Source organism: Aromatoleum toluolicum (genome assembly GCF_012911005.2).
Lineage (GTDB): Bacteria > Pseudomonadota > Gammaproteobacteria > Burkholderiales > Rhodocyclaceae > Aromatoleum > Aromatoleum toluolicum.
On record NZ_WTVS01000053.1, the window covers coordinates 1 to 23,789 of the forward strand.

Consider the following 23,789-nt stretch of genomic DNA (forward strand, 5'->3'; position numbering starts at 1 on the left):
GCTTAACCCATCCCCACCCCAACCCTCCCCTTGAAAGGGAGGGAGTGAGCAACGGCCGTCAATCCGAGATCAAGCGATTGTTGGCAGGAAGATAAGGGACATCAAATGCAACTCGAAAACAGCACCTTCATTGTCACCGGCGGCGCCTCCGGCCTCGGTGAAGCGACCGCGCGCGCCTTCCACGCCGCCGGCGCCAACGTCGTCATCGCCGACCTCAACACCGCGGCGGGCGAGAAGCTCGCCGACGAGCTCGGTCCGCGCGCGGCCTTCCATCGCACCGACGTCGCCACGGAGAGCGACGCGCGCGGCTGCGTCGAACTCGCCGTGTCGCGCTTCGGCGGGCTGCAGGGGCTCGTGAACTGCGCCGGCATCGGCACCGCCGCGAAGGTGCTGGGCAAGGACGGCCCGCATCCGCTCGACGCCTTCAGCCGCATTGTGAATGTGAACCTCGTCGGCACCTTCAACATGATCCGCATCGCCTCCGAAGCGATGGCGCAGGGCGCGGCCAACGCCGGCGGCGAGCGCGGCGTGATCGTCAACACCGCTTCGGTTGCCGCCTACGATGGCCAGATCGGGCAGGCGGGCTATGCGGCCTCAAAGGGCGGCATCGTGTCGATGACCCTGCCGATCGCGCGCGAACTGGCGCGCTTTGGCATCCGCGTCGTGACGATCGCGCCGGGCCTGTTCCTGACGCCGATGATGAAGGGGCTGCCCGAGGACGTGCAGAAGTCGCTCGGCGAGTCCGTGCCTTTCCCGCCGCGGCTCGGCGAGCCGGCGGAGTACGCGCAGCTTGCACGCTCCATCGTCGAGAATGCGATGCTCAACGGCGAGACGATCCGGCTGGATGGGGCGATCCGGCTCGCGCCGCGTTGAGGTCGCATGAGCGATCGGGGCGCCGGTCGAGTGTTCCACAGGAATTGACGAGCAGGGTTGTTCGACCGCTGTGTGTGGCGGGATGCGCTTCGCTCCTCCCGCCCTACGAGATGCATCCGGAGACTGAAGCATGACCGAATACGCCGCGCCCCTGCGCGACATGCACTTCATCCTGCGCGAGCTCGCCGGGCTCGACGCGGTCACCGCCCTGCCGGGCTGCGAGGAGGCGACGCCGGACGTCGTCGAGGCCATCCTCGACGAAGCCGGCAAGTTCGCCGCTGGCGTGCTCGCGCCGATCAACCGGGCGGGCGACCTGCAGGGCTGCCGGCTGGAGGCGGACGGGCGCGTGACGACCCCCGAAGGCTGGAAGGAGGCGTGGCAGCAATACGTCGAGGCCGGCTGGATCGGGCTGTCGTTGCCGGTCGAATACGGCGGGCAGGGTCTGCCCAAGCTGGTGTCCACGCCCGTGTGGGAGATGTGGTTCTCCACCAACATGGCCTTCACGATGCTGCCGCAGCTCAACGTGAGCCAGGCCGAGGCGCTGCGCATCGCCGCGAGCGACGCACTGAAGCAGACCTGGCTGCCCAAGGTCGTCAGCGGCGAGTGGGGCAGCACGATGAACCTCACCGAACCGCAGGCGGGCTCTGATCTCGCGGCGACGCGGGCCCGCGCCGAGCCGGCGGCGGACGGCACATACCGCGTGTTCGGCCAGAAGATCTTCATCTCCTGGGGCGAGCACGAACTCACGGAGAACATCGTCCATCTCGTGCTCGCGCGCCTGCCGGACGCCCCGGCGGGCGTGAAGGGGCTGTCGCTGTTCCTGGTGCCGAAATACCTGCTCGATGCCGACGGCAAGCCCGGCGCGAAGAACGACGTGCGCTGCATTTCGATCGAACACAAGATGGGCATCCACGGCAGCCCGACCTGCACGATGAGCTACGGCGACGCGGGCGGGGCGGTCGGCTGGCTGGTCGGCGAGCCGAATCGCGGGCTGGAGACGATGTTCATCATGATGAACGAGGCGCGCTTCGGCGTCGGCGTGCAGGGCGCGGGCCTCGCCGAGCGCGCCTACCAGCTGGCGCTCGCCTATGCGCGCGAACGCGTGCAGGGGCGCGACGCGATCACCGGCGAGGCCGGCAAGCCCATCCTGTGCCATCCCGACGTCAAGCGCATGCTGCTGTCGATGCGCGCTCGCGTGATGGCGATGCGGGCCTTGCTGTATACCGCCGCCGGCTGGTTCGACGTTGCGCACCAGCATCCGGACGCGGCCGTCGCCGGCAGGGCGCGACGCTATGTCGATCTGCTGATGCCTGTGGCGAAGGGCTGGTGCACGGAGGTGGGTCAGCAGGTGTGCGGCGATGCCATCCAGGTGTTCGGTGGGATGGGCTTCGTCGAGGAGACCGGCATCGCGCAGTTCGCCCGCGACGCGCGCATCATCACGATCTACGAAGGCACGACCGGCATCCAGGCGAACGACCTGGTCGGCCGCAAGATCCTGCGCGAAGGCGGCGAGACGCTGTTCGAGCTGATTGCCGAGTTGCGCGAGACCGTCACGCGCTTGCGGGGCGAGGCGGGATTCGGCGCCATCGCCGACGCGCTCGCTGAAAACGTCGCCTCGCTCAACGAGACGACCCACTGGCTGCTTGCGACCGGGAAGGATCGATTCGGCGAAGTCCTCGCCGGTGCGGTGCCTTTCCTGCACCTGCTCGGCACCGTCTGCGGGAGCTGGCAGATGGCGCGCATGGCGCTCGCGGCGCGACGCAGAGTGGCCGCCGGGGAGGGTGACGCGTGCTATCACGCGAGTCTCATCGACCTTGCGCGTTTCTACATGGCGAGTTTCGCGCCGCAGGCCGCAGCGTATGGCCGCACGGTGCGCGAGGCAGGGGGGGCGGTGGCCGCGTTCGATGCGGCCGCTTTCTGACGAGAATCCCTCAGCGCACGGTGATCGTGATCTTCTTCGAGCGAACCGGCGGGTTGTGGGGAACGTGCTTGTCGTCGCCCATCAACAGCTGCAGCGTGTGCTTGCCCGGCGCCAGTTCCACCATGGCCTCGGTCTCGCCCGCGCCGAAATGCAGGTGGTTCCGGTCCGACGGGATTTCCTGGTCCATCGCAGGCAACTCCGTGTCGATCAGCAGGTGGTGGTGGCCCGTATTGGGGAATGCGACGCCTTTCGGCGCAACACCCATGTTGCGCAGCCCGAACCACACCTTGAACGGTTTCCCGGCGGGCATGACCTGGCCGTCGACCGGCCAGCCGATGTAAAGATATGCATTCGCCGGGGCGGGCGTGCTGCCGGCGAGCGCGAAATCCGATAGCAGCAAGGCCGCGATGGCGGCAACGAACGGCTTGTACATGGATTCGCTCCCAGTTCCTTACTGCGTAATGATGAAACCTAAGCCGCGGCGATGAGGGTGGGCCGCCCGTTCAGGGCACGGTGATCGTGATCTTCTTCGAATGCACCGGCGGATCGTGCGGGACGTGCTTGTGGTCGCCCAGGAGCATCTGCAGCGTGTGCTTGCCCGGCGGCAGCTCGATGCGCGCCTCAGTCTCGCCGGCACCGAAATGGAGGTGATTCCGGTCGGACGGAATCTCGCCCTCGGTCGTCAATTCCGTGTCGATCAGCAGGTGATGGTGGCCGACGTTGGGCATCTCGACCCCTTTCGGGCACACGCCCATGTTGCGCAGGCCCATCCGTACCCAGAGCTTGCCGCCGACGATGACCGCTCCGTCGGGCGGCCACAGGATGTAGGCCTCGGCGTTCGGCGGTGAGGGGGTCCCCGCTGCGATCGCGGCCGAAAGCGTCAGAGTTGCCGTCGTCAGCGCGGCAAGAGTGATTTCTCGCAACATGCTGCGCGCCCTCCCTGCCATGAATCCAATGCACATACACGGACGCGATTGCAGGATGCGTCCGACCGGCCAGAACTGATTCTCACTACACATTAGGACGGAACTTGCCGGAAAGATACATATAATGGATTGAGATATGGCCCGACCGCGCCGGTCGAAATCCCGCGCGAAGGTTGCGCGGTTCGGCCATGTCTTCTTCCTCCGCGCGACCGCCCGAAGGGGCTCGTCGAAGGCGCCCGCGGCGCCGGAAAGATGCGATTCCGGGGGAGGCCGTACGCTCAACTAAAAAGCAAACGGGGTGCGGACGTGTGGCGAGAACTTCTCATCGTTGCGGTGTTGGGGGCGTGCGCTTCGGCGGGCGTCCAGGCCGGGGTCCTGCCGAAGGACAGCGCCGAGCAATACGAACTCACGTTCTGGGATTCGGTGAAGGACAGCCAGCACGCCAGCGACTACGAGGCCTACCTGAAGGCGTACCCGAACGGACGTTTCGCGGCGCTCGCCAAGGCGCGCATCGAACGGCTGCGCGCCGCGGCACCGAAGGTCGAGACGCCAGCGCCCAAGGTGGAGACGCCGGCCCCGCGCGCACCTGCGCCCGCGCCGGCCCCCCCACGTGCTGCCGAGCGGGCACGCCCAGTGGCACCGGCGGCACCGGCCGCGCCCGAGCGCCCGCGCCCCGCGCCATCGGCTGCGCCGGCAGCGGCGGTATCCGCGGGCGCCGTCGCCGCGCTCGGCGAAACCAGGGATTGCCCCGCCTGTCCGGTCATGGTGGGGCTGCCGCCGGGTGACTTCGTGATGGGGAGCAACACGGACGATCCGACGGAACGGCCTGCGCATCGGGTGTCGATCGCACAACCCTTTGCGATCGGAAAATACGAAGTCACCAACGAGCAGTGGAGCGCCTGCGTCGATGCGGGCGCATGCCCGCGCCTGGCCAGCGAGGCGAATAGCGTGAAGAATGCGCCGGTACGCGACCTGAGCTGGGATGACGCGCGGCAATACGTCCAGTGGTTGAGCAAGAGCACCGGCAAGTCCTATCGGCTGCCGACGGAGGCGGAATGGGAGTACGCCTTGCGCGGCGGCACGGCGACGCGATACTGGTGGGGCAGCCAGATGCGCAGCGGCAATGCGAACTGCAAGGACTGCGGTGAACCGTGGCGTCCGGACGGCCCCGCCAACGTCGGTTCCTTTGCGGCCAATCCGTTTGGCCTGCATGACATGAACGGAAGCGTCTGGGAGTGGGTCAGCGACTGTTGGCACAACTCCTACAAGGGGGCACCCGAGGACGGTCGTTCATGGGAGGACGCGAACTGCTCGGTGCGTGTGATTCGCGGCGGATCCTGGCGTGATGGGGCGGACTACATGTTGGCCTCGACGCGTTTCAAGTACGGCGCCAGCGTGCGTCATTCACAGAACGGATTCCGCGTGGTGCGGGACGCGAAATAGCGCCGCGGCGCGCGGATGGCGTCGTCACCGTCCGCGCGCGTGCGTGGTGATCTGGACCAGATCCACGGCGATGCGATCCTGTCCGTATTTCGCCGCGATCTCGCGCAGGCGCACTTCGACAGCGCGCAGGTAGTCTGCCCTCGATTCCGATTCGGGCCGCAGGGTGTCGAAAAGCGGTACCGGGGTGACCAGCAGCGCGATCAGTTCCGAGCCGAACGGCTTCGAGATCGTCCACCCCGCAAGGGTCCCGATGGTCGCCGAGTAGTTGGGCGGCGCCTGATGGGCCTTGGCCCGTCGGCTCGGCACGAGGTGGACGACGCTGCCGTCGAGGACGTGATAGTCGACATGCACGTAGGACTCGTATCCGGGCGTCGAGACGTCGACGATGAGGGAATCGCCCTCCGTCAGGTCCGTGCCGGTGCCGCGCATCTGGATCGAGGCGAGCCGTCCGGCTTGCCGGTTCCTGACCCAGTAGGGAGCGAGCGTTTCGATGACGCTGCATTTGTCGTCGCTCACCTGCTGCACGTCCGTCTTCAGGGTCGTCACGCCGGGGATGGCGCTCAGGGATTCCTTGAAGCGTGCGATGCCGAATCGTTCGGGCAAGTAACCTTGCACCTGCAGCGTCGGTCCGCTGACCGACGCAGTCAGGGCGGAGCAGGGCACCTGCGCGAGCACGGGGGTGACCGCCCCAAGCGAGAGGACGGGAAGAGGCGGCGGTGTCGCAGGTGCCGCGGGTTGGGCCGGTGCTGCGGGCGGCGGCGCTTCCTGCTGCGGCGTCGGCGCAGGGGTCGCCACGGAGCGGTCGGGGCTGGCGGGCAGCGTTTCGGGGCGCTCGGACGGTTCCCAATACGAGATCACGGCGACCGCCAGCAGTGCCGCCGTCGCGACGCCTGCGGCACCGAGCGCCAGGGGCATGGCGAGCCGATGTTCGCCTCTCATCCCGTTGAGGAACTGGGCCACGCTGGCGGTTCGCGCTTCGCGATCGAACGATAGTGCGGCTTTGAGCGCCCGCCACTGCATGGTGGGGAGGTTTTTCGGGCGCTGCGGCCGCAGACCGGCATTGCGCGCCTGTGTCGCCGGCAGGCGTCCGAACGGATGCGTGCCGGTCAGCAATTCGTAGGTGATGCAGGCAAGGGCGTAAACGTCATCGCGCGGGTCGGGTTCGACGTGTTCGAGGATCTCGGGGCTGGCATAGGCCGGCGTCAGGCCGCCCAGGCTGCCCGCATCGAAAACCGTCGCTTCGACTTCCTCCTCGGAGCGGCGGAAGACACGCGCGATGCCGAAGTCGATGATCTTGACCTGCCCCTTGTCGGTCAGGAAGACATTTGCGGGCTTGAAGTCGCAATGCACGAAGCCGCGTTCGTGCGCATACGACAGCGCATTCGCCATGCCGGTGAAGATGCGCAGCGCGTCGGCGTAGGGCATGCCGCGAAAATCCGGCGCGTGCAACAGGCGACTCAGCGGCTGCCCCGACAGGTACTCCATCGTCAGGTACACCATCGGCCCGTCGCGGTCGAAGTCATACACCGTGACGATGTTCGGGTGCGCGAGCGTCTGCGCCTTCTTGGCTTCGCGCTGCAGGGCGATCAGGGACTTCGGATGGCCGCGGAACTGGACGTTCAGGATCTTGATGGCGATGTAGGGGTTGCGGTCGGCGGCCTCCAGCTTGCGCAGGTCGAGCGCCTTGTACACCGTGCCCATGCCGCCGAAGCCGATGCATTCCTCGAGGCGGAAGCGTCCCTTGATCGTCTCGCCGACCCCCTTGATGCGTTCCGGTGCGCCGTCCGGCGGGGTGGGCGAAGCCGCATCCTCCGGCGGAAAGATGGCGCCGGGATTGATGAGCATCCGCGTCTGGTCGGCGGTGCCGACGCCCTTCTTCTGTTCGGGTTCCGCGAGGTGCTCGATACGGCGATGAACTTCCGCATACACCTCCGGCGGCAGCGGAAACTTGGTGTGCTCCTCGCTGAGGACTTCCATCAGCTGGGTGTAGTCGGTCTTGTCAGTCGACAGAACGCGGTCGACTTGCGCCAAGAACTCATTGCTGGACAAACCTCCGGCCTGAAAGGCGTGAATCGCGTGCGAAAGAGTAGCCATCCGCTTTCCCTCTGTTGGCCACGAGTCTCGGGGTGTCACGTTCTCGCTCGGTCCGGCCTGCGAGGATGTACCAGGCGCTGTTGCAGGTTGATCGATGGGCGCGCATCGAGGTGCCGGTTCGGCCAGGGAACACGACCGCGCAAAATTCCCCAATCGGACCTTTCAAGAAAAATATAGCCCATATCCATGCGCTTGGCGGGCGTGCACCGTGTTCGGGCGCGGGGCACGGGCACGCTCCCCAAGGGTTCTTGGGGGAGGTGTTGCCTTCCGGCAGACAGTGTTCGGGCGAGCTGTTGGTCGCCACCCATCAGTCGACGTCAAGTTGGCGTCATCAGCGCCACCCGGTTTTGCGCGAGTTGAAGAAAAGCATAAAGTTAACAATGGCTTGCATTGTTGTCTGAGCGCGGTGGCGACGCTGGCACGGTCCCTGCGATAGGAGTTTCGAGCGCGCGAAAGTGCTCGAAAGAAATCACCGACCCAAGACTGAAACCCAAGGAGAGCCATCATGAAAACCCTGACCATCAACGACCTGCCGATGACCGAAGAACTGGGCTGCGAGGCCATGAGCGCAGTGCGCGGCGGCATGCACGACATGTACTACACGCCCTTCTACTGGGGCGGATACGTCGATACCTCGACCAGCAACGCCTCGTTCAGCGCCGCGCAGTTGATCAACCAGGGCCAGAGCGTGGTGACCAACGTCGGCAACAACGTCGCGGTGCTGGGCGGCATCGCCTCCCCGTCGGTGCCGGTCACCGCGACGCAGAACGCCAACATCAACAACCACGTCAGCTTCTGAACCGCCTGATCCCGACCCCCAAGGAGAATCATCATGAAAACCCTGACCATCAACGACCTGCCGATGACCGAAGAACTGGCCCGCGAGGCGATGAGCGAAGTGCGCGGCGGCATGATGTACTTCGCGCCCTACCCGTGGTACGGCTACGACGCCTCGGTCCAGAACTCCTCGTTCAGTGCCCTGCAGCAGATCAACCAGGGCCAGAGCGTGGCCACCAACGTCGGCAACAACGTCGCCGTGCTGGGCGGTTTCGCCTCGCCCTTCGTCCCCGTCACCGCGACCCAGAACGCCAACATCAGCAACGACGTCAGCTTCTGATCCTGCACTGATGCGCGGAGGCAGCCTGCCTCCGCGGCAATACCCTGATCCAAATCCGACCCCCAAGGAGAATCATCATGAAAACCCTGACCATCAATGACCTGCCGATGACCGAAGAACTGGCCCGCGAGGCGATGAGCGAAGTGCGCGGCGGCATGATGTACTTCGCCCCCTACCCGTGGTACGGCTACGACGCCTCGGTCACGAACGCATCGTTCAGTGCCGTGCAGCAGATCAACCAGGGGCAGAGCGTGGCCACCAACGTCGGCAACAACGTCGCCGTGCTGGGCGGTTTCGCCTCGCCCTTCGTCCCCGTCACCGCGACGCAGAACGCCGACATCAGCAACAACGTGCACTTCTGAGTCCCCGGGCCCGCGGCGGCGGCAGACGGCCGCCGCTGCGAGCGTCGCATGCCAACCGGAACCGGTCTTCCAGCGCCATGTCAAATTTCGATGGGATTGCCGGTCCGGTGCATGGGGGAGGAGGGGGGATGCAAAACTCGAAATCCGTTCCCGGGGCCGCGACTCCAGTGATGGCTTACCTGGAAGTGACCGCTGCGGGCAAGGTGTTCCCCCTTCACGATGAAGTGCTCATCGGGCGCGATCCGCAGGATTCGCTGGCTTCGGACCGCTTCCTGTGCATTCCCGAGCACACCGTCAGTCGCCGCCATGCGCGTATCCGCCTGCGCGACGGCGCGTATTTCGTCGAGGATCTCCACTCGTTCAACGGCACCTTCGTGTCGGGCAAGCGCCTGCAGCCGGGCGCCTGGCATCCGCTGTGCGATGGCGACGAGTTCTCCGTCGCGGCGGCGCACATCGTTTTCCATTCCCTGCTTGCGCCACCGCCCGAGAGCAAGCCGACGGTGATCAAGCAGACGGTCGACGCGACCCTCTATTCCCGCCCGCTCGCGGCGCCAACGCCGCAGGCGCAAGGCGACGTGCAGCTCACGATCCGCAAGCTGCACGCGATGGCGCAGGTCGGCATCGCCGTGGGCGCGGTGACGAACAGCGAGACCCTGACCGAGAAGATCATGAACCTGATCTTCGACCTGTTCCCGTTGGCCGAACGGGCCTTCATCCTGCTGCGGAAGAACCGCGACGAGGCGCCGGTGCAGGTGGCGGCGAGACGGCGCGACGGGCCGATCGAGGATGCCGACAAGCTGCGGCTTTCGCGCACCATCGTCGATGAGGTGCTGGAGAAGAAACTGTCGATCCTGTCGGTCGACACCCTTGCCGATAGACGCTTCGGTTCCCAGGAATCGATCGTCCAGCAGGCTATCCGCAGCGTGATGTGCGTGCCGCTCCTGCTGGAGGGTGAAGTGCTGGGTCTGATCCAGGTCGACACCTCGTCGGATCCCTACGCCTTTAAGGGGCAGGACCTCGAGATGCTGAGCGGGGTGTGCGCGGAAGCGGCGGTCGCGCTGAAGAATTTCCAGCTGTATTCGGATATCGAGCGCCTGCTGGAAGGCTTCGTCCGCGCCTCGGTGCAGGCAATCGAGGAGCGCGATCCGGTCACGGCGGGGCATTCCTTCCGCGTCGCGCATTATGCGGAAGGCCTGGCCTTGGCGGTGGATCGCGCCGACGCGCCGGAACTGCGGCAGGTCGTGTTCAGCAAGGACCAGCTGCGCGAGATCCGCTATGCCGCCTTGCTGCACGACTTCGGCAAGGTAGGCGTGCGCGAACACGTATTGCGCAAGGAAAAGAAGCTGCACCATGCCGACATGCGCCTGCTCGAGCAGCGCTTCAAGTATGCGTGCGCGTGCCTGGAGCGCCAGGCGTATCGACAATTGGTGGAGCGGCAGTGCGAGCACGAGCTGGGCATTGCGGCGTTTCGCGAGGAGAAGCGCCGGGTCGAGGAGGAATTGGCCGCGGAGTTCGGGCGCCTGGACGAATTTCTCGCCGCCATTCGCCGTGCCAACGAGCCGGCAATCTCGTACACCGCAGCCCCGCACGAGCTCGACGCAATTCTCGACTATACCTACAGAGAACCGGACGGTGTCGCCGTGCCCCTGTTGCAGCCGCACGAGCACCTGGCGCTCGGTGTATCGAAGGGCTGTCTGACCGCCGAGGAGCGCACGCAGATCGAGTCGCACGTCGCCGATACCTATTCGTTCCTGATCCTGATCCCGTGGACGCATGACCTGGCCGGGGTGCCGGCCATCGCGCACGGGCACCATGAGAAGCTGGACGGTTCGGGCTATCCGATGGGGTTACGCGGCGGGCAGATCAGCGTCCAGACGCGCATCCTGACGATCTGCGACATCTACGACGCGCTGACCGCGGGGGACCGTCCCTACAAGAAGGCGGTGCCGGTTCCGGAGGCGCTGAATCTGCTGGAGGCGGAGTGTCGGGCGGGACACATCGATCCGCGGCTCTTCAGGGTATTCGTCGAATCGAAGGTGTGGGCCGCGGCCTAGTCCGCGTGTCCGCGAAAGCACAAGAGGCGTCGTCGTCGAACGGTTGGCACTGCGGGCGGCGGGAGAAAATGGAATGAGACCTATTAACCTGATTGCCGCCCGTTTGCTGCTTGTCGGCGTGAGCACCGTCCTCGCGGGCGGTTGCGCCAATGTGGGCATCACCGAGTACGCCCGTCCCGACACGCCCGCGAAGGCCGCGTGGTCGAGCCCGGCGGTGTCGGCGGCCGACACGATCGCGCCCGACTGGTGGCGGGAGTTCCGCGACCCCTATCTCGACGAGTTGGTGAACAAGGCGATTGCGGGGAACTTCGACGTCAAGATCCTCGCCGCGCGTATCCAGGTCGCCAACGCACAGATCGGCGAGGCGCGTGCCGGCGCGCTGCCGACGCTGGACCTCGGCGCCGGCGCGAGCTTCGAGAAAAGCACCGGCCAGAAATCCGTGACGCAGTACAACCTCGGCACGCAGCTCAACTGGGAAATCGACATCTGGGGCAAGGTGGAGAAGGGCGTTCAGGCGCAGACTGCCGAGTACCGCGCGTCCGAGGCCGACTGGCGGGCCGGCTACCTGACGCTCGTCGCCAACGTATCGACGACCTATTTCCAGATTCTGCAACTGGACGAGCAGATCGACCAGCAGCAGCGCGCGCTCGCCAAGAACCGCGAAATCCTCGCCACCTACGAGGCGATGCACAAGCACGGGCTCGTGCCCAATACGCAGGTGCTGCGCCAGCGCGCCGAGATCAACAAGCTGACCCACGACCTGCTGGACCTGCGCCGCTCGCGCGAACTGGCCGGCAATGCGCTCGCGACCCTGCTCGGGGTGCCGGCGGGCGAATTCAGGGTGCCGGTCGGGCGCCTGCAGGACCGTGTCCAGCTGCCGGCGGTGCCGGCCGGCCTTCCGTCCTTGCTGCTCGAGCGCCGGCCCGACATCGTTGCGGCGGAGTTCCGTGTGCTGCAGGCCCATAACCTGGTCGGGCAGGCCAAGCTCGCGCAGCTTCCGTCGATCAGCCTGACCGGGCGCGGTGGCACGTCCAGTTTCGCCCTCGGCGACCTGCTGAAGTCCTTCACCTTCGGCTTCCTGCCGAGCATCAACATCCCGCTGCTGGACCCGAGCGTGAAGGCACGCGTGAAGACCAGCGAGGCGCAGATCAAGGTCGTGGAGCACGATTACCAGCGTGTCGTGATCGGCGCGTTCGAGGAAGTGGAGAACGCGCTGGTGAATCTCGATGCGCACAAGCAGCAGAGAACCGAATTGCAGCAGCAGATCGACCAGCTGCAGGTGGTCGCGACCCAGACCGAACGGCAGCTCAAGGAAGGCGTGGTGTCGCAACTGGAAGTGTTCGAGACCGAACGCACCCTGCTGGCGGCGCAACTTGCGTTGCTCGCCAATCACCAGCAGATCCTGGCCGATACGGTGACCCTCTACAAGGCGCTGGGCGGCGGCTGGCCAACGGTGGGGGTGGCGAATGCCAGCAATTGAGCAATTACTTTCCCGGCAAGCAATTACGTGATGTCAGCTGAGTGCTTCACGCTTGCTCCCTCCCCTTCAAGGGGGCGTAGGCGGGGTTTCGCGGAGCACCGCTCCACGCCGCCGGAGCGGCGGAGCGAAGCGGAGACTCCCGGGCTGGGGTGGGGATGGGTTAAGCGGAGGTGGCACAAAACCCATCTCCCTCCTAACCTCCCCCTTGAAGGGGGAGGAACGAGGTGCCCGAGCAGACTTCACATATTTGATTGCCGCATTAATGACCGAGGCGCCAAATGCATGAGCCTGGTGTCGCAACATGACCGCTGACGAAGCCTTTTCCGCCGCGATGCAGGCAATGGCTGAACAGGAGTTCGATGTTCGGCTCAAGCCCAGGTCGCATCCGGAACTGGGCGAGATCCTCATCGAGGAGAACCTGTTCGCGATCGGGCGCAACGAGTCGCCGTTCGCGTCGTATGACCGCGAGCTCATCGCCGAGCTGTCGCGGCGCCATGCGCGGATCTTCTGGGAGGGCGGTGCGCTTTACGTCGCCGACCTGGGCAGCAAGAACGGCACGAGCGTGAACGGCGTTGCCGTGCAGGAAAAGCCGTGCAGGCTATACGACCGCGACGAGATCGGCCTGGGCGGCACGCTGACGTATCGCGTCAAGATCGCGCCGCGCACGACGAAACCGAGGCGTGCGGGCGCGTTGCTGAGCCTGACGCTCACGCCCGTGCGCGACGACCTCGGGCTCCAGCCCATCGTCATCGCCCGTTTCCCCTTCCTGGTCAGCAAGGCCGACGAGGTGTTCGCGCGCTACAAGGAGGCGAGCCCCCATCAGGTGAATTATGTGTCGCGGCGCCATGCCCATATCTTCCTGAAGAGCAATGCGCCCTTCGTCGAGGACCTGGGCAGCACGAACGGGACCTTCGTGGACGGAAAGCGGCTCGACGAGCATGCCGTGGAGCTGCGCGAAGGCACGGTGCTGGGGTTTGCCGGCAGTCATTTCGTTTACACGGTCAGCCTGCAGCGCGAACCCGAGACCGATCCGACGCTGACCACGTTCAGCCCAGTCGATGCCGTCGCCGCCGATCCCCATGCCAATGCCGACCGCACGACGTTCGTCGCGGCAGCCGACTCCTTCCTCGACATTTTCTGCAACGATCCTGGTGCCCCGCAGGACGAACTCAACAACGACGACGCGCGGGCCGAGGAAGCTCCACCGCAGGTGGTGGAGCGCGAGCGCAGTCGGGCCGCGATCCTGGTGCGCGAATTGGGCAAGGCCTTTGCGGGTGGCGATCGCGAGGCGAAGCAGCGTGCGCTGCGCTGGGGGATTCCCGGGCTGGTGCTGCTCGTGGCGATTGCGGTCGGGGTGTATTTCATCGGCTCCACCGAGCGGGAAATCAGGGATCTCATCGCCGATGGCGCCTATGCGCAGGCGCTCGCCGCTGCCGATGAATACCTGGCCCGGAATCCGGACGACGCGGCGCTGGAGGCTCTCGGCACCGAGGCCTTGTTGAAGGCGAAGCTCCCCGCGTGGATCGAGAGCCTGCAGGCTGGCGGCTTCGATCGGGCGACGGCCGTGCTCGCCGACATGAAGACGGGCGCCACCCACAATACCGATGCGCAGGCACTGCTCGGGGAGCTCGAATGGATCGCGGCCCTCGAACAGTTCGTTCGCGAGCGGCGCGGCGCCGATGCGCCGATTCGCATGTATGCGGACGAGGAGCGGATCCGGAGCCTGTTGCAGCGCTGGAACGACGACGCCAAGGGGCACCAACGGGCGCTCGCCCTGATCGGGGCGCACGTGCCGGCGTTCAAGGACGTCTACGCTGAAGCGCTGACCCATCTGCGCAGGCTGGAAAGCGACGAATCGGTCTATCTCGCCGCGATCGAGCGGCTGAACGCGAGTATCACCGAGGAACTGGCGCAGGACCGGCCGGAGGCGCTGGACGCTGTGTTGAACGAATACGCCGACAAGTACCCGCGGCTCGCGGGGATCGATGCGCTGCGCGAGGACTTGCGCCAGTACGTCGCGCTCGATGGCGCAATGAGCGCGGGCAAGCTGGGGCCCCTCGTCGCCGTCCTGGATAAGCTGAAGTTCGCGACGCCGCCCTTCCAAGAGCAGTTCGCGAAGCTCGGAGCGAGCCGGCTGCCATCGGCGGATCTCCTGCGCCACTATCGCACGGCCTCCGCCGCATGGCGTGAAGGCAAGGCGGACCAGGCGTTCGCCGCCCTGCAGCAGGTCTCGACCGGCCCTTGGGCCGACGTGGTTGCACGCCAGCTCGAGCACCGCAAGGCCGTGCAGCAGCAGTTCACGGAGCTGCAGCAGGTGCGCGGCAGCAAGGGATACGACGAGCGCCTGCTGGCGTTCTACAGTTCACTCGATACCGACGAAGACAGCTGGTTCGTCCGCGCGACCGAAGCGGACGTGCGCGTCTATCGCGAAAAGGCGCTGGGCCGGGCGAACGAACTGCTGAACCAGGCGCAGGGGATGTGGCGCCAGTACCGGAGCAACGGCGGCATCGGCGGCGAGCACCGGCTCGAATCCGGCATCTCGGGGGCCTTCCGCTCGCAGGCCCGCCTGCTGTCCGAAGCGCACACCGACATGCAGCAGGCGATGCGCATCTACCAGCTGCTGAACGCCGCGGACGCCGCGAAGTGGAGCGCGCTCGCGGACGAGATCGATACGGAGACCGAACTGCAGCGCCGCTCGTTGCGGGATCTGCACATGGTGCTGGAGCCCGGCTTGCTGAAGGCCAAGCTCGCGCTGATCGGAGGTCGGAGCGATGAAGAACGAAAGTCACCTCAGTAAGAGTCAACTCAGGCCGCTGACCGAGGCCCTGGAGGATCACAGCGCCGAGGGCATCGAGATCCTCACGGCGGAGCCGGGGCGACTGAGCCTGGCGCTCGTCGTCGTGATGCTGGGGCTGGTGGTGGCCACCCTGATCTGGTCCTTCGTCGGGCACGCCGACGTGATCGTGACGGCGCCCGGCATCCTCGCGCCCGAGTCGGAAGTCCGCCGCGTCTACGCCCCCATCGACGGGGAGCTGGCGGACGTCTACATGGAGCCGGGGCAGCCGGTGTCGAAGGGCGACGTGCTGGCGCGGCTCAACGCCCGGGGCGCGGTCGAGGCTGCGACCCATGCGCTGGAGGCGCAATTGAAGCTCGAGGATGCCGAGCGCGAATGGAAACGCTTTCCCGAGCGCAAGGCGCTGCTCGAGCGCAAGGCCGAAGCGCTGAAACAGCAGATCGAGGCGGCGCTGCACGTCCATGAGAAGCGCATCGCGGAGGGCACGACCAAGCTCGCCGAAGGCCAGAAGGCGCAGCTGCAGCAAGCGCGCAGCGAACTCGACAACGCGCGCCGGACGCGCGACGCGGCGAAGCTGGAACTCGACAAGTACCAGAGCCTGTTCGCGCTGCCCGGTGGCGGGGGCGTGTCGCAGCTGCAGGTCGAAACGAAGAAGACCGCTTGGCTCGCTGCGGAGAACGCCTTGCGCGTCGCGCAATCCCGGCTCGGCGAACTGGACTTCCGCTTGAGCCAGGAGACCGCGAAGGCGAGCGCCGAACTCGAAAGCAGCGACCAGGAAGTGACGCGGCTGCGGATCGAGCATGACGCGGCTTCGCGCGAAGTCGCGAAGGAGGAGGACAAGCTTCGGCTGCAATTGCAGACGGCGCGTCTCGCGGCCCAGGCAGCCGAGCGGATCCGTTTCGAGAACATCGACAAGGACAATTTCCTGCTGATCCTCGCGCCGGTCGACGGCGTCGTCACCGATGTCAGCTCGACCCAGCCCGGCGACAAGATCCAGGCGAACACGCCGCTCGGCGGCATCGCGCCGAAGGACGCGCGCGCGGTGATCAAGATGGAGATCGCCGAACGCGACCGCGCCTTCCTGCGCGAAGGCCTGCCGGTGAAACTGAAGTTCAATGCCTTCCCTTACCAGCGCTACGGCCTCATCGACGGCACGCTCGAATTCATCTCGCCCGCGACGGCGGCGTCGGCGAGGACCAAGGAGCCGGTCTACGAGGGCCACGTGACACTCGCCCGCGATCACTACCTCGTCTCGGACACCAAGTACCCCGTCCGCTACGGCATGACGGCCACCGCCGAGATCGTGGTGCGCGAGCGTCGCGTGATCGACCTGGCGCTGGACCCGTTCCGGCAGATCAGCGGTTGATTGGACAGGCGTTTACCTCAAGGAGCACATGACATGACGGCGATCGTGCGCATCGATGATGAGAACATCGGCACCGAGGAATTCGTGCGGATCCTGAAGCTGACGGGACGCTTCGAGGGTCTCGTCGACGAGATCGTGCGTGACCGGGTGGCCGTGCATGCGGCGAAGAAGCAGGGGATTCCGGTGTCGCCCGAGGAAATCCAGGAGCGCGCGGACCAGTACCGGCGCGTGCTGGGCCTGCATCGCGCGGCCGACATGAATCGCTACCTCGACGCGCTGGGCGTGAGCCTCGACGAGTTCGAGGAATTCATCATCGACGGCCTGTACCAGGAAAAGATGATGCAGCACGTCTGCAGCGACCGGGCGGTGGAGGAGTTCTTCCAGCTCAATTCGCCGCGCTTCGACAGCATCGAGGTGAGCCATATCGTGCTCGAGAACGAAGGCCAGGCGAAGGAAATGATGTCGCTGCTGGCCGACGATCCCGACAGCTTCGGCGAGCTGGCGCGCGAGCATTCGATGGCCGACACGCGTGAACAGGGCGGCTACATCGGCACGGTGTTGCGCGGCTCGCTCAAGACCGAGATCGAGGCCAAGGTGTTCAACGCCAACGTCGGCGACCTGCTCGGACCTTTCGCCGCGTCCGACCGCTCGTTCTTCGAGATCTTCCTCGTGAACGCGAAGAACCCGGCACGCCTCGACGGCGACACCGCGGCGGAGATCCGGCGCCTGCTGCGCGATGCCTGGCTGGCGGCGCGGGCGCAGGAACACGTCATCGAAGTGCGTTAGCACACGAGGCCGGCAGACCATGGACGCACCCCCGAAAACCCCGCCACAAACTGACTCGCTCGCCGACTTCCTGGCGTCCGTCGAGCTGTTGTCGCCCTTCACGCGCGACGAGCTCGAGCGCCTCGCGGAGCAGTGCCAGTCGCGCTTCCTCGCGTTCGGCGAGACGGTTTGCAACGCGGGCGAGGCGGCCGAGGGCGTGTTCGTGATCCGTTCCGGCTCGGTGCGCGTCTTCGCCGACGAGCACGGCAAGGAAGTGAGCCTCGGCGTGCGCAAGACGGGCGAGGTCGTCGCCGAGATGGCGATGTTGCGCGAATACCGCCACGAATTCTCGGCGCGCGCCTCGGCCAAGACCGAGCTGCTGCTGGTGCCGCGCAAGGCGATCGAACCGATCATCGCGCAGAACCCCGCCGCGCTCGCCTTCATCACCAGCTACGTCGCGATCGGGTCCGCGGGGGGCGTGGTCGCGCGGCTCTTCGACCTGCGCGGCAAGGTCGACAAGAAGGAACTCGAGGAGCTCGTGCGCAGCGTCGGCGTCAAGCGCGTCGCGGCGGGCAAGGAGATCCTGAAGCAGGACGGGCGCGAGGACCGCCGGCTGTACGTGGTGCGCCACGGCGAGGTGCGCGTCGTGCGCAGCGAGCAGGGCAACGAGTACGTGCTCGCGACGCTGGGCCACGGCGAGATCTTCGGCGAGAAGGCGTGCATGATGCGCCAGGAGCAGATGGCCTCCGTCATCGCCACGACCGACACGACGCTGCTGGTCGTGCCGGAGAAATCGGTGCACCTGATCCTCGAGCGCAATCCGAAGCTGCGCGAGGTGCTGGAGGAGCGCATCCGCTTCGTCGAACGCGAGCTGGAGCGCCAGAAGAAGCTCGCGGACCGGCGCAAGCTGAAGGTCATGCTCGACCTGCAGTCGAAACCGGAGATGGGCGAGCGGGTGATCCGCCGCTTCCCGCTGGTCGAGCAGGCCGAGGAGATGGACTGCGGCGCCGCCTGCCTGGCGATGATCTGCCGCCATTTCGACATTCCCATGACGCTGGGCAAGCTGCGCGAACTCGCCAACGTCACGACGCAGGGCGCGACGCTGGAGAGCCTCGCGCGCGCGGGCGAGTCGCTCGGCTTCACGACGCGCGGCGTGCAGTGCACCTTCGACGCGCTGCAGGGCTTCGAGCTGCCCTTCATCGCGCATTGGGAGGGCTACCACTACATCGTCGTCTACGGCGTCTCGAAGAAGCAGGTGTGGATCGCCGACCCGGCGCTCGGCTTCCGGCAACTGGCGGTCGAGGACTTCGAGCGCGGCTGGAGCGGCACCTGCCTGCTGTTCGCGCCGGGGCAGAACCTCGTGCAGATGGCGGCGGCGCGCTCGCCGTGGATTCGCTTCGTCGGCTACCTGCGCCCGTACAAGAAGATCCTCGCCCACCTGGTGATGGCGACCTTCGTGATCCAGGTGCTGGGCGTGGTGCCGCCGCTGATCATCCAGAACATCCTCGACGGCGTGATCGTGCATGAGAACGTGAGCCTGCTGCACCTGCTGATCGCCGGGCTGATCATCACCAACCTGTCGACGCAGCTGATGTCGACGATCCGCGCGTTTCTCGCGAACTTCATGGTGCGCAACATGGACTTCGCGATGATGTCGCAGTTCTTCAAGCACACGATGTCGCTGCCGTTCTCCTTCTTCGCCAAGCGCAAGACCGGCGACATCCTCGCGCGCTTCCAGGAAAACCAGACGATTCGCGCCTTCCTCACCGAGTCGACGGTCACGACGGTGCTGAACCTGCTGATGGTGTTCATCTACTTCACGATCCTGTTCCTCTACAACGTGAAGATGACGCTGCTGCTGATCGCCTTCGTCATCCCGATCATGGTGCTGACGGTGGTCGTCACGCCCAAGGTCAAGAACTACGCGCGCGAGATGTTCAGCGCCTCGACCGAAGCGCAGGCCTTCCTGATGGAGGCCCTCGGCGGGGTCGAGACGATCAAGGGCATGGGCATCGAACGCCCGGTGCGCCTGAAGTGGGAGAAGAAATACGCCAAGGCGCTCGCGGTGCAGTACCGGGCGCAGATGTTCAACGTGGGGGTGGGCTTCGTCAGTCAGCTGCTCAACTCGGCGACCACGATCACGATCCTGTGGGTCGGCGCCAATCAGGTCCTTGCGCACGAACTCACGGTCGGTCAGCTGATGGCCTTCAACGCGATGATGGGCAGCGTGCTGGCGCCGCTGATGGGCTTGGTGGCGCTGTGGAGCCAGGTCAATGACGCGGCGGTCGCGATGGAACGCCTCGGCGACGTGCTCGACATCGAGCCCGAACAGCGCCCCGGGGACGTCGCCTCGCGCGTCGTGCTGCCCGACCTGAAGGGCGAGATCAGCCTCGAAGGCGTGTATTTCCGCTACGGCGGCAACGACACGCCGTACGTGCTGGAGAACATCAGCTTCGACATCAAGCCGGGCGAACTGATCGCCATCGTCGGCCGCAGCGGTTCGGGCAAGACGACCCTGGCGAAGCTGCTGGTCGGATTCTACCCGCCGTCCGACGGGCGCATCGTGGTCGACGGCTACGACATGAGCGTGATCGACAAGGAGTACTACCGCGCCCAGGTCGGCTACGTGATGCAGAGCAACCTGCTGTTCTCGGGGACCATTGCCGAGAACATCGCCAGCGGTGACGAGACGCCCGACCGCCGGCGCATCGAGGAGGTGGCGAAGATGGCCGACGCCCACGCCTTCATCCGCAAGCTGCCGCTCGGTTACGAGCAGATCGTCGGCGAGCGCGGAATGGGGCTTTCCGGCGGCCAGATCCAGCGCCTGTGCATCGCCCGCGCGCTGTACCACGACCCGCGCCTGCTGGTGTTCGACGAGGCGACGTCCGCGCTCGACACGCAGTCGGAGAGCAACATCATCGGCAACATGCAGGAGATCCTCAAGGGGCGCACCGCGGTGATTATCGCGCACCGATTGAGCACGATCATGCGCGCCGACAAGATCCTGGTGCTGTACGAAGGGGCGATCGTCGAGCAGGGGCGGCACGACGAGCTCGTCGCGCGGCAAGGCATGTACTACCAACTGGTGCAGAAGCAGCTGGCGGCGGCATGAAGATCATCCCTCCAGCTTCGCGCGGCAGTTCGGCGATCTCCTACGCAGGCTTGCTGGAGAAGATCGAGATCCTGCGCTCGACCCTGCGCTGGGCCTCGACCCTCGCGCGGCCCGAGATCGAGAAGCTGCTGCGCCAGGCGAACACGCTGCGTGACGAGGTGATGCAGCTCTCGCACAAGGAGCGCTTCGTGCAGGCGGCGGCCACCGAGGTTGAGCCGGTCGACCTCGCGCCGGGTGCGCGGCGGCGCGCCTTGCTCGATCGCAGCTTCGTGTTCGAGGGCGCCTTCGGCGACAATCCGCAGCTCCTCGAAGCCCTGGAAATAGCCGAGAAGGCCGCGCCGACCGATCTGCCGGTGCTCATCGACGGCGAAAGCGGCACCGGCAAGGAGCTGATGGCGAAGGTCATCCACGCCAACGGCTCGCGCTCCGACAAGCCTTACATCTCGGTGAACTGCGGGGCGATTCCGGACAACCTGCTCGAGTCCGAACTCTTCGGTCATCGCAAGGGCGCATTCACGGGCGCCGTCAGCGACCGCAAGGGCAAGTTCGAAAGCGCGCACACCGGCACCATCTTCCTCGACGAGATCGGCGAACTGCCGCTGCCCGGGCAGGTGAAGCTGCTGCGGGTGCTGGAATCGCACGAAATCCAGCGCGTCGGCTCCGACGAGCCGATCGCGGTCGATGCGCGCATCGTCGCCGCGACCAACCGCAACCTGCGCCGCCTGAGCGAGGAGGGCACGTTCCGCGAGGACCTGTTCTATCGCCTCAGCGTCATCCACCTGACCCTGCCGCCGCTGCGCGAGCGCCGCGACGAGATCCCGCTGCTGTTCGCCTTCTTCGGCGACGAGGCCGCAGAGGCGCTCAAGCGCCGGCCGATCAAGATGACGCCGCGCCTGCGCGACTTCCTGCTGCGCTATCGCTATCCCGGCAACATCCGGGAGCTGCGCAACATGATCTATCGCCTCTCCTGCCTCGCCGGTGACACGGCCGACCTCGAACACCTGCCGCCCGACATCCGCCCTACGTCCGCGGTTTCGCCGGCGGCGCCGGCTCCCGCGGCCGGCGCGGCAGCCGCGGCGGAAGCGACCTCGCTCAGCGACGCCAAGCGGGTCGCGAGCGACGAAGCCGAAAAGCTGTTCCTGGAACGCGGGCTCGAGCAGGTGGGCGGAACGGTGGCCGAACTGGCCCGCCGCTGCGACATGAACCGGTCGCACCTGCAGACGCTGTTGAAGAAGCACGGCATCCACTCGAAGGACTTCCGCAAGGGGAATTCCTCGCGCGGCGAGGGCGGTACTGAGGGGGCAACTTGAGGGGCCACTCTGCGGGCGCGTGGCGCAGCCCCGTTACAGCGCCGGATTCAGCACCGTCATGTCCGAGCAGTCGGGGTCGTCGGCACGGATGACGACGGCGGTGATGTTGTCGTGCCCACCGGCTTTCAGGGCGAGGTCGACCAGCGCGTCGGCCGCCTGGCGGCAGTCGCCCGCGGCAAGATTGTCGCGGATGTCCTCCTCGCTCACCAGATTGCTCAGTCCGTCGCTGCACAGCAGGAAGATGTCGCCGTCGCCGACCACGACCGCGCCCTGGTCGAGAGCGAGGACGTCGACGGCGCCCACCGCGCGGGTGATCAGGTTGTGGCCGGGTTGCAGCGCGTCGTTGCCAACCGGAAAGCCGCGCGCCCGGAGCTCCTCGAGTGTGCTGTGGTCGCGGCTGAGCAGGGTGAGCCTGCCTTTGCGATACAGATAGATCCGGCTGTCGCCGGCCCACAGATAGGCGCCGTAGCGTTCGCACGCGAGCAGGGCGACGACCGTGCTGCCGATGATCGAGACATCGCGCATCAGCGCCTCCGCGCGAAGCCGGCGGTTGACGTCCTGCAGCCGCTCGCGTGCCGCGTCGACGAGGTTCGTCAGGCTCGAAAAGGCGGGCAGTCCGTCCAGCGTGGCGACCACCATGCCGCTCGCGAGGTCGCCCGCGTCGTGCCCGCCCATGCCGTCCGCGACCGCCCAGAGCGCGCGCTCGGGGCGGTCGAGGAAGGAGTCCTCATTGACCTCCCGCACCAGCCCGACGTGGCAGCGTGCGGCGGAGGTCCAGCGAATCGGAGTTGGGCCGGTCAAGCTTGTCTCCCCAGATGGGGCCCGGCTACTGCTTCAGCGCGTTGCCGTCGGCGCCCACGCCGACGCTGATCGTCGAGTTGGCGGCCGTGTTCGTGATGTCGATGACCTGGAACTGATTGACCATCTGGTCGGCGACGAACGTGTTGCTGATCTGGTAGTAGTTCACCGACCGGCCGAAGCTGGGCTGGGACGACACAAAGGGGCGGATCCAGCCGTAGACCCACGGCGCGCCGCCGCCCTTGATGGACGCCAGTGCGGCGCGATCCAGATCGCGATTCATGCTGAGGTCGTGGATGGCGATGGCGGACATGATATTTCTCCGGATTCGATGTCGATCAGGGCGGTCGGCTTCGGTGCGCAGGGGTTATTTGAACAGCGTGCTCATCGCGGGACGCCGCCGCGTGTCGGGCCTCGCGGCACCGGCGTCACGCGACAGCTCGGGAAAGCGGGGGGCGCGGACCGAGGCAGCCGGACTGGCGCGCAGACGCGCGCCTCCGGTGATTGCCTGCATCGCTTCGCGATCGAGGTCCATGTTTTCCGGCAAGTCCTTGATAACGATGGTGGCCATGGTTTTTCCTGACGGTACGTGGTTGGGGTGACGATCGACGATGGTTCAGTATAGGTCACGCGATTCGACCCTCTGATCGACAAGGGAGGCCGCGGGCCTCCGTTGCCCTAGATTGCGATGACCGGGTTTGCGATCTGCGCCGCATTCAGGTCGAGTTCGAAGCCGAGGTCGGCCCCGATCACGCCCACGTTGTTGAGCGCATTGACCTGGATATTCTGGAATTGTGCGATCGTCTGGTTGATGCCGACATTGACGTTCACGTTTGCGAAGGGAAGATGTGCGATGGGCCCCAGCGCGCCTCCGCGAACGGCTGACATTTCGCCGCTGTCGAGTTCCTTGCTCAGGGCCAGATCGCGAATCATGATCGACGACATGGTAGTGCTCCTCATATTGGTGTGGATCGGTGGAGACCCGGGGGCCTCCACCTGATTCGGTTACGTTCAGAAGTGGACGTGGTTGTTGATGTTGGCGTTCTGCGTCGCGGTGACCGGCACCGACGGGGACGCGATCCCGGCCAGCACGGCGACGTTGTTGCCGACGTTGGTCGCCACGCTCTGCCCCTGGTTGATCTGCTGCAGGGCGCTGAACGACTCGTTCGTCGTGGAGGCATCGACGTAGCCCCCCCAGTAGAAGGGTGTGTAGTACATCGCGTGCATGCCGCCGCGCACTTCGCTCATTGCCTCGCGGCCCAGTTCTTCGGTCATCGGCAGGTCGTTGATGGTCAGGGTTTTCATGATGGCTCTCCTTGGGTTTCGGTCTTGGGTCGGTGATTTCTTTCGAGCACTTTCGCGCGCTCGAAACTC

At 66.0% G+C, this 23,789-nt stretch carries 21 protein-coding genes; 13 read left to right on the forward strand and 8 right to left on the reverse strand.

The window, feature by feature from the left end; all coding sequences use genetic code 11:
• Positions 1-105 precede the first annotated feature (105 nt).
• On the forward strand, positions 106-873 hold the full coding sequence (locus tag GPA27_RS20530) for a 3-hydroxyacyl-CoA dehydrogenase (protein ID WP_169142348.1): 768 nt from the start codon (positions 106-108) through the stop codon (positions 871-873).
• A 130-nt stretch (positions 874-1,003) separates the two neighbouring features.
• The gene (locus GPA27_RS20535) at positions 1,004-2,794 is read left to right on the forward strand and encodes an acyl-CoA dehydrogenase (protein WP_169142349.1); all 1,791 of its coding nucleotides are present in this window, start codon (positions 1,004-1,006) and stop codon (positions 2,792-2,794) included.
• Positions 2,795-2,804: 10 nt separating this feature from the next.
• On the opposite strand, the gene GPA27_RS20540 is transcribed toward GPA27_RS20535, so the two are convergent.
• Positions 2,805-3,227, reverse strand: a complete 423-nt coding sequence (locus GPA27_RS20540; protein WP_169142350.1) for a DUF4399 domain-containing protein — start codon at positions 3,225-3,227, stop codon at positions 2,805-2,807.
• Between the two features lie 70 nt (positions 3,228-3,297).
• Entirely contained in the window at positions 3,298-3,720 is a 423-nt protein-coding gene (locus GPA27_RS20545; protein WP_169142351.1) for a DUF4399 domain-containing protein, read from the reverse strand.
• Positions 3,721-3,972: 252 nt separating this feature from the next.
• Between GPA27_RS20545 and GPA27_RS29635 the strand changes: the two genes are divergently transcribed.
• The gene (locus tag GPA27_RS29635) at positions 3,973-5,163 is read left to right on the forward strand and encodes a formylglycine-generating enzyme family protein (protein ID WP_169142352.1); all 1,191 of its coding nucleotides are present in this window, start codon (positions 3,973-3,975) and stop codon (positions 5,161-5,163) included.
• A 24-nt stretch (positions 5,164-5,187) separates the two neighbouring features.
• Here the strand turns inward: GPA27_RS29635 and GPA27_RS20555 are convergent, their stop codons facing one another.
• The gene (locus GPA27_RS20555; RefSeq protein ID WP_246261304.1) at positions 5,188-7,194 is read right to left on the reverse strand and encodes a serine/threonine protein kinase; all 2,007 of its coding nucleotides are present in this window, start codon (positions 7,192-7,194) and stop codon (positions 5,188-5,190) included.
• Positions 7,195-7,762: 568 nt separating this feature from the next.
• On the opposite strand from GPA27_RS20555, the gene GPA27_RS20560 reads away from it, so the two are divergent.
• From GPA27_RS20560 to GPA27_RS20605, 10 genes are all read left to right on the forward strand, one after another.
• The gene (locus GPA27_RS20560) at positions 7,763-8,056 is read left to right on the forward strand and encodes a hypothetical protein (protein ID WP_169142354.1); all 294 of its coding nucleotides are present in this window, start codon (positions 7,763-7,765) and stop codon (positions 8,054-8,056) included.
• 33 nt (positions 8,057-8,089) lie between these two features.
• Positions 8,090-8,374 carry a hypothetical protein gene (locus tag GPA27_RS20565; protein ID WP_169142355.1) on the forward strand — a complete coding sequence of 95 codons (285 nt, stop codon included), beginning with the start codon at positions 8,090-8,092 and terminating at the stop codon, positions 8,372-8,374.
• 77 nt (positions 8,375-8,451) lie between these two features.
• Positions 8,452-8,736, forward strand: a complete 285-nt coding sequence (locus tag GPA27_RS20570; RefSeq protein WP_169142356.1) for a hypothetical protein — start codon at positions 8,452-8,454, stop codon at positions 8,734-8,736.
• A 128-nt stretch (positions 8,737-8,864) separates the two neighbouring features.
• Entirely contained in the window at positions 8,865-10,790 is a 1,926-nt protein-coding gene (locus GPA27_RS20575) for an HD domain-containing phosphohydrolase (protein WP_169142357.1), read from the forward strand.
• Positions 10,791-10,863: 73 nt separating this feature from the next.
• A complete protein-coding gene (locus tag GPA27_RS20580; protein WP_169142358.1) occupies positions 10,864-12,270 on the forward strand; it encodes an efflux transporter outer membrane subunit in 1,407 nt (468 codons plus the stop codon).
• Positions 12,271-12,571: 301 nt separating this feature from the next.
• Positions 12,572-15,067: an FHA domain-containing protein gene (locus GPA27_RS20585; protein ID WP_169142359.1), complete on the forward strand. Its 2,496-nt coding sequence runs from the start codon at positions 12,572-12,574 to the stop codon at positions 15,065-15,067.
• Positions 15,042-16,430 carry a beta-barrel domain-containing protein gene (locus GPA27_RS20590; protein ID WP_169142360.1) on the forward strand — a complete coding sequence of 463 codons (1,389 nt, stop codon included), beginning with the start codon at positions 15,042-15,044 and terminating at the stop codon, positions 16,428-16,430. Before GPA27_RS20585 ends, GPA27_RS20590 begins: the two co-directional genes overlap by 26 nt.
• Before the next feature lie 33 nt (positions 16,431-16,463).
• Positions 16,464-17,216 carry a peptidylprolyl isomerase gene (locus GPA27_RS20595; RefSeq protein ID WP_169142361.1) on the forward strand — a complete coding sequence of 251 codons (753 nt, stop codon included), beginning with the start codon at positions 16,464-16,466 and terminating at the stop codon, positions 17,214-17,216.
• Positions 17,217-17,235: 19 nt separating this feature from the next.
• Positions 17,236-20,307 carry an ABC transporter transmembrane domain-containing protein gene (locus tag GPA27_RS20600; protein ID WP_169142362.1) on the forward strand — a complete coding sequence of 1,024 codons (3,072 nt, stop codon included), beginning with the start codon at positions 17,236-17,238 and terminating at the stop codon, positions 20,305-20,307.
• A complete protein-coding gene (locus GPA27_RS20605) occupies positions 20,304-21,617 on the forward strand; it encodes a sigma-54 interaction domain-containing protein (RefSeq protein WP_169142363.1) in 1,314 nt (437 codons plus the stop codon). The genes GPA27_RS20600 and GPA27_RS20605 overlap by 4 nt, the downstream gene beginning before the upstream one ends.
• A gap of 33 nt (positions 21,618-21,650) precedes the next feature.
• Here the strand turns inward: GPA27_RS20605 and GPA27_RS20610 are convergent, their stop codons facing one another.
• From GPA27_RS20610 to GPA27_RS20630, 5 genes are all read right to left on the reverse strand, one after another.
• Positions 21,651-22,418, reverse strand: coding sequence for a PP2C family protein-serine/threonine phosphatase (locus GPA27_RS20610; protein WP_169142364.1), 768 nt, complete (start codon positions 22,416-22,418; stop codon positions 21,651-21,653).
• A 25-nt stretch (positions 22,419-22,443) separates the two neighbouring features.
• Entirely contained in the window at positions 22,444-22,728 is a 285-nt protein-coding gene (locus GPA27_RS20615; RefSeq protein ID WP_050416356.1) for a hypothetical protein, read from the reverse strand.
• Between the two features lie 54 nt (positions 22,729-22,782).
• Complete coding sequence (locus tag GPA27_RS20620; protein WP_169142347.1) at positions 22,783-22,986, reverse strand: hypothetical protein; 204 nt, start codon at positions 22,984-22,986, stop codon at positions 22,783-22,785.
• A 107-nt stretch (positions 22,987-23,093) separates the two neighbouring features.
• Positions 23,094-23,360, reverse strand: coding sequence for a hypothetical protein (locus GPA27_RS20625; protein WP_169142365.1), 267 nt, complete (start codon positions 23,358-23,360; stop codon positions 23,094-23,096).
• Between the two features lie 66 nt (positions 23,361-23,426).
• Positions 23,427-23,720, reverse strand: coding sequence for a hypothetical protein (locus GPA27_RS20630; protein WP_050416353.1), 294 nt, complete (start codon positions 23,718-23,720; stop codon positions 23,427-23,429).
• Between the last annotated feature and the right edge of the window lie 69 nt (positions 23,721-23,789).

Coding starts and splice junctions, on each gene's coding strand:
- GPA27_RS20530 (WP_169142348.1), top strand. CDS start 106: ATGCAACTCGAAAACAGCACCTTCATTGTCACCGGCGGCGCCTCCGGC.
- GPA27_RS20535 (WP_169142349.1), top strand. CDS start 1,004: ATGACCGAATACGCCGCGCCCCTGCGCGACATGCACTTCATCCTGCGC.
- GPA27_RS20540 (WP_169142350.1), bottom strand. CDS start 3,227: ATGTACAAGCCGTTCGTTGCCGCCATCGCGGCCTTGCTGCTATCGGAT.
- GPA27_RS20545 (WP_169142351.1), bottom strand. CDS start 3,720: ATGTTGCGAGAAATCACTCTTGCCGCGCTGACGACGGCAACTCTGACG.
- GPA27_RS29635 (WP_169142352.1), top strand. CDS start 3,973: ATGCGATTCCGGGGGAGGCCGTACGCTCAACTAAAAAGCAAACGGGGT.
- GPA27_RS20560 (WP_169142354.1), top strand. CDS start 7,763: ATGAAAACCCTGACCATCAACGACCTGCCGATGACCGAAGAACTGGGC.
- GPA27_RS20565 (WP_169142355.1), top strand. CDS start 8,090: ATGAAAACCCTGACCATCAACGACCTGCCGATGACCGAAGAACTGGCC.
- GPA27_RS20570 (WP_169142356.1), top strand. CDS start 8,452: ATGAAAACCCTGACCATCAATGACCTGCCGATGACCGAAGAACTGGCC.
- GPA27_RS20575 (WP_169142357.1), top strand. CDS start 8,865: ATGCAAAACTCGAAATCCGTTCCCGGGGCCGCGACTCCAGTGATGGCT.
- GPA27_RS20580 (WP_169142358.1), top strand. CDS start 10,864: ATGAGACCTATTAACCTGATTGCCGCCCGTTTGCTGCTTGTCGGCGTG.
- GPA27_RS20585 (WP_169142359.1), top strand. CDS start 12,572: ATGACCGCTGACGAAGCCTTTTCCGCCGCGATGCAGGCAATGGCTGAA.
- GPA27_RS20590 (WP_169142360.1), top strand. CDS start 15,042: ATGAAGAACGAAAGTCACCTCAGTAAGAGTCAACTCAGGCCGCTGACC.
- GPA27_RS20595 (WP_169142361.1), top strand. CDS start 16,464: ATGACGGCGATCGTGCGCATCGATGATGAGAACATCGGCACCGAGGAA.
- GPA27_RS20600 (WP_169142362.1), top strand. CDS start 17,236: ATGGACGCACCCCCGAAAACCCCGCCACAAACTGACTCGCTCGCCGAC.
- GPA27_RS20605 (WP_169142363.1), top strand. CDS start 20,304: ATGAAGATCATCCCTCCAGCTTCGCGCGGCAGTTCGGCGATCTCCTAC.
- GPA27_RS20615 (WP_050416356.1), bottom strand. CDS start 22,728: ATGTCCGCCATCGCCATCCACGACCTCAGCATGAATCGCGATCTGGAT.
- GPA27_RS20620 (WP_169142347.1), bottom strand. CDS start 22,986: ATGGCCACCATCGTTATCAAGGACTTGCCGGAAAACATGGACCTCGAT.
- GPA27_RS20625 (WP_169142365.1), bottom strand. CDS start 23,360: ATGTCGTCGATCATGATTCGCGATCTGGCCCTGAGCAAGGAACTCGAC.
- GPA27_RS20630 (WP_050416353.1), bottom strand. CDS start 23,720: ATGAAAACCCTGACCATCAACGACCTGCCGATGACCGAAGAACTGGGC.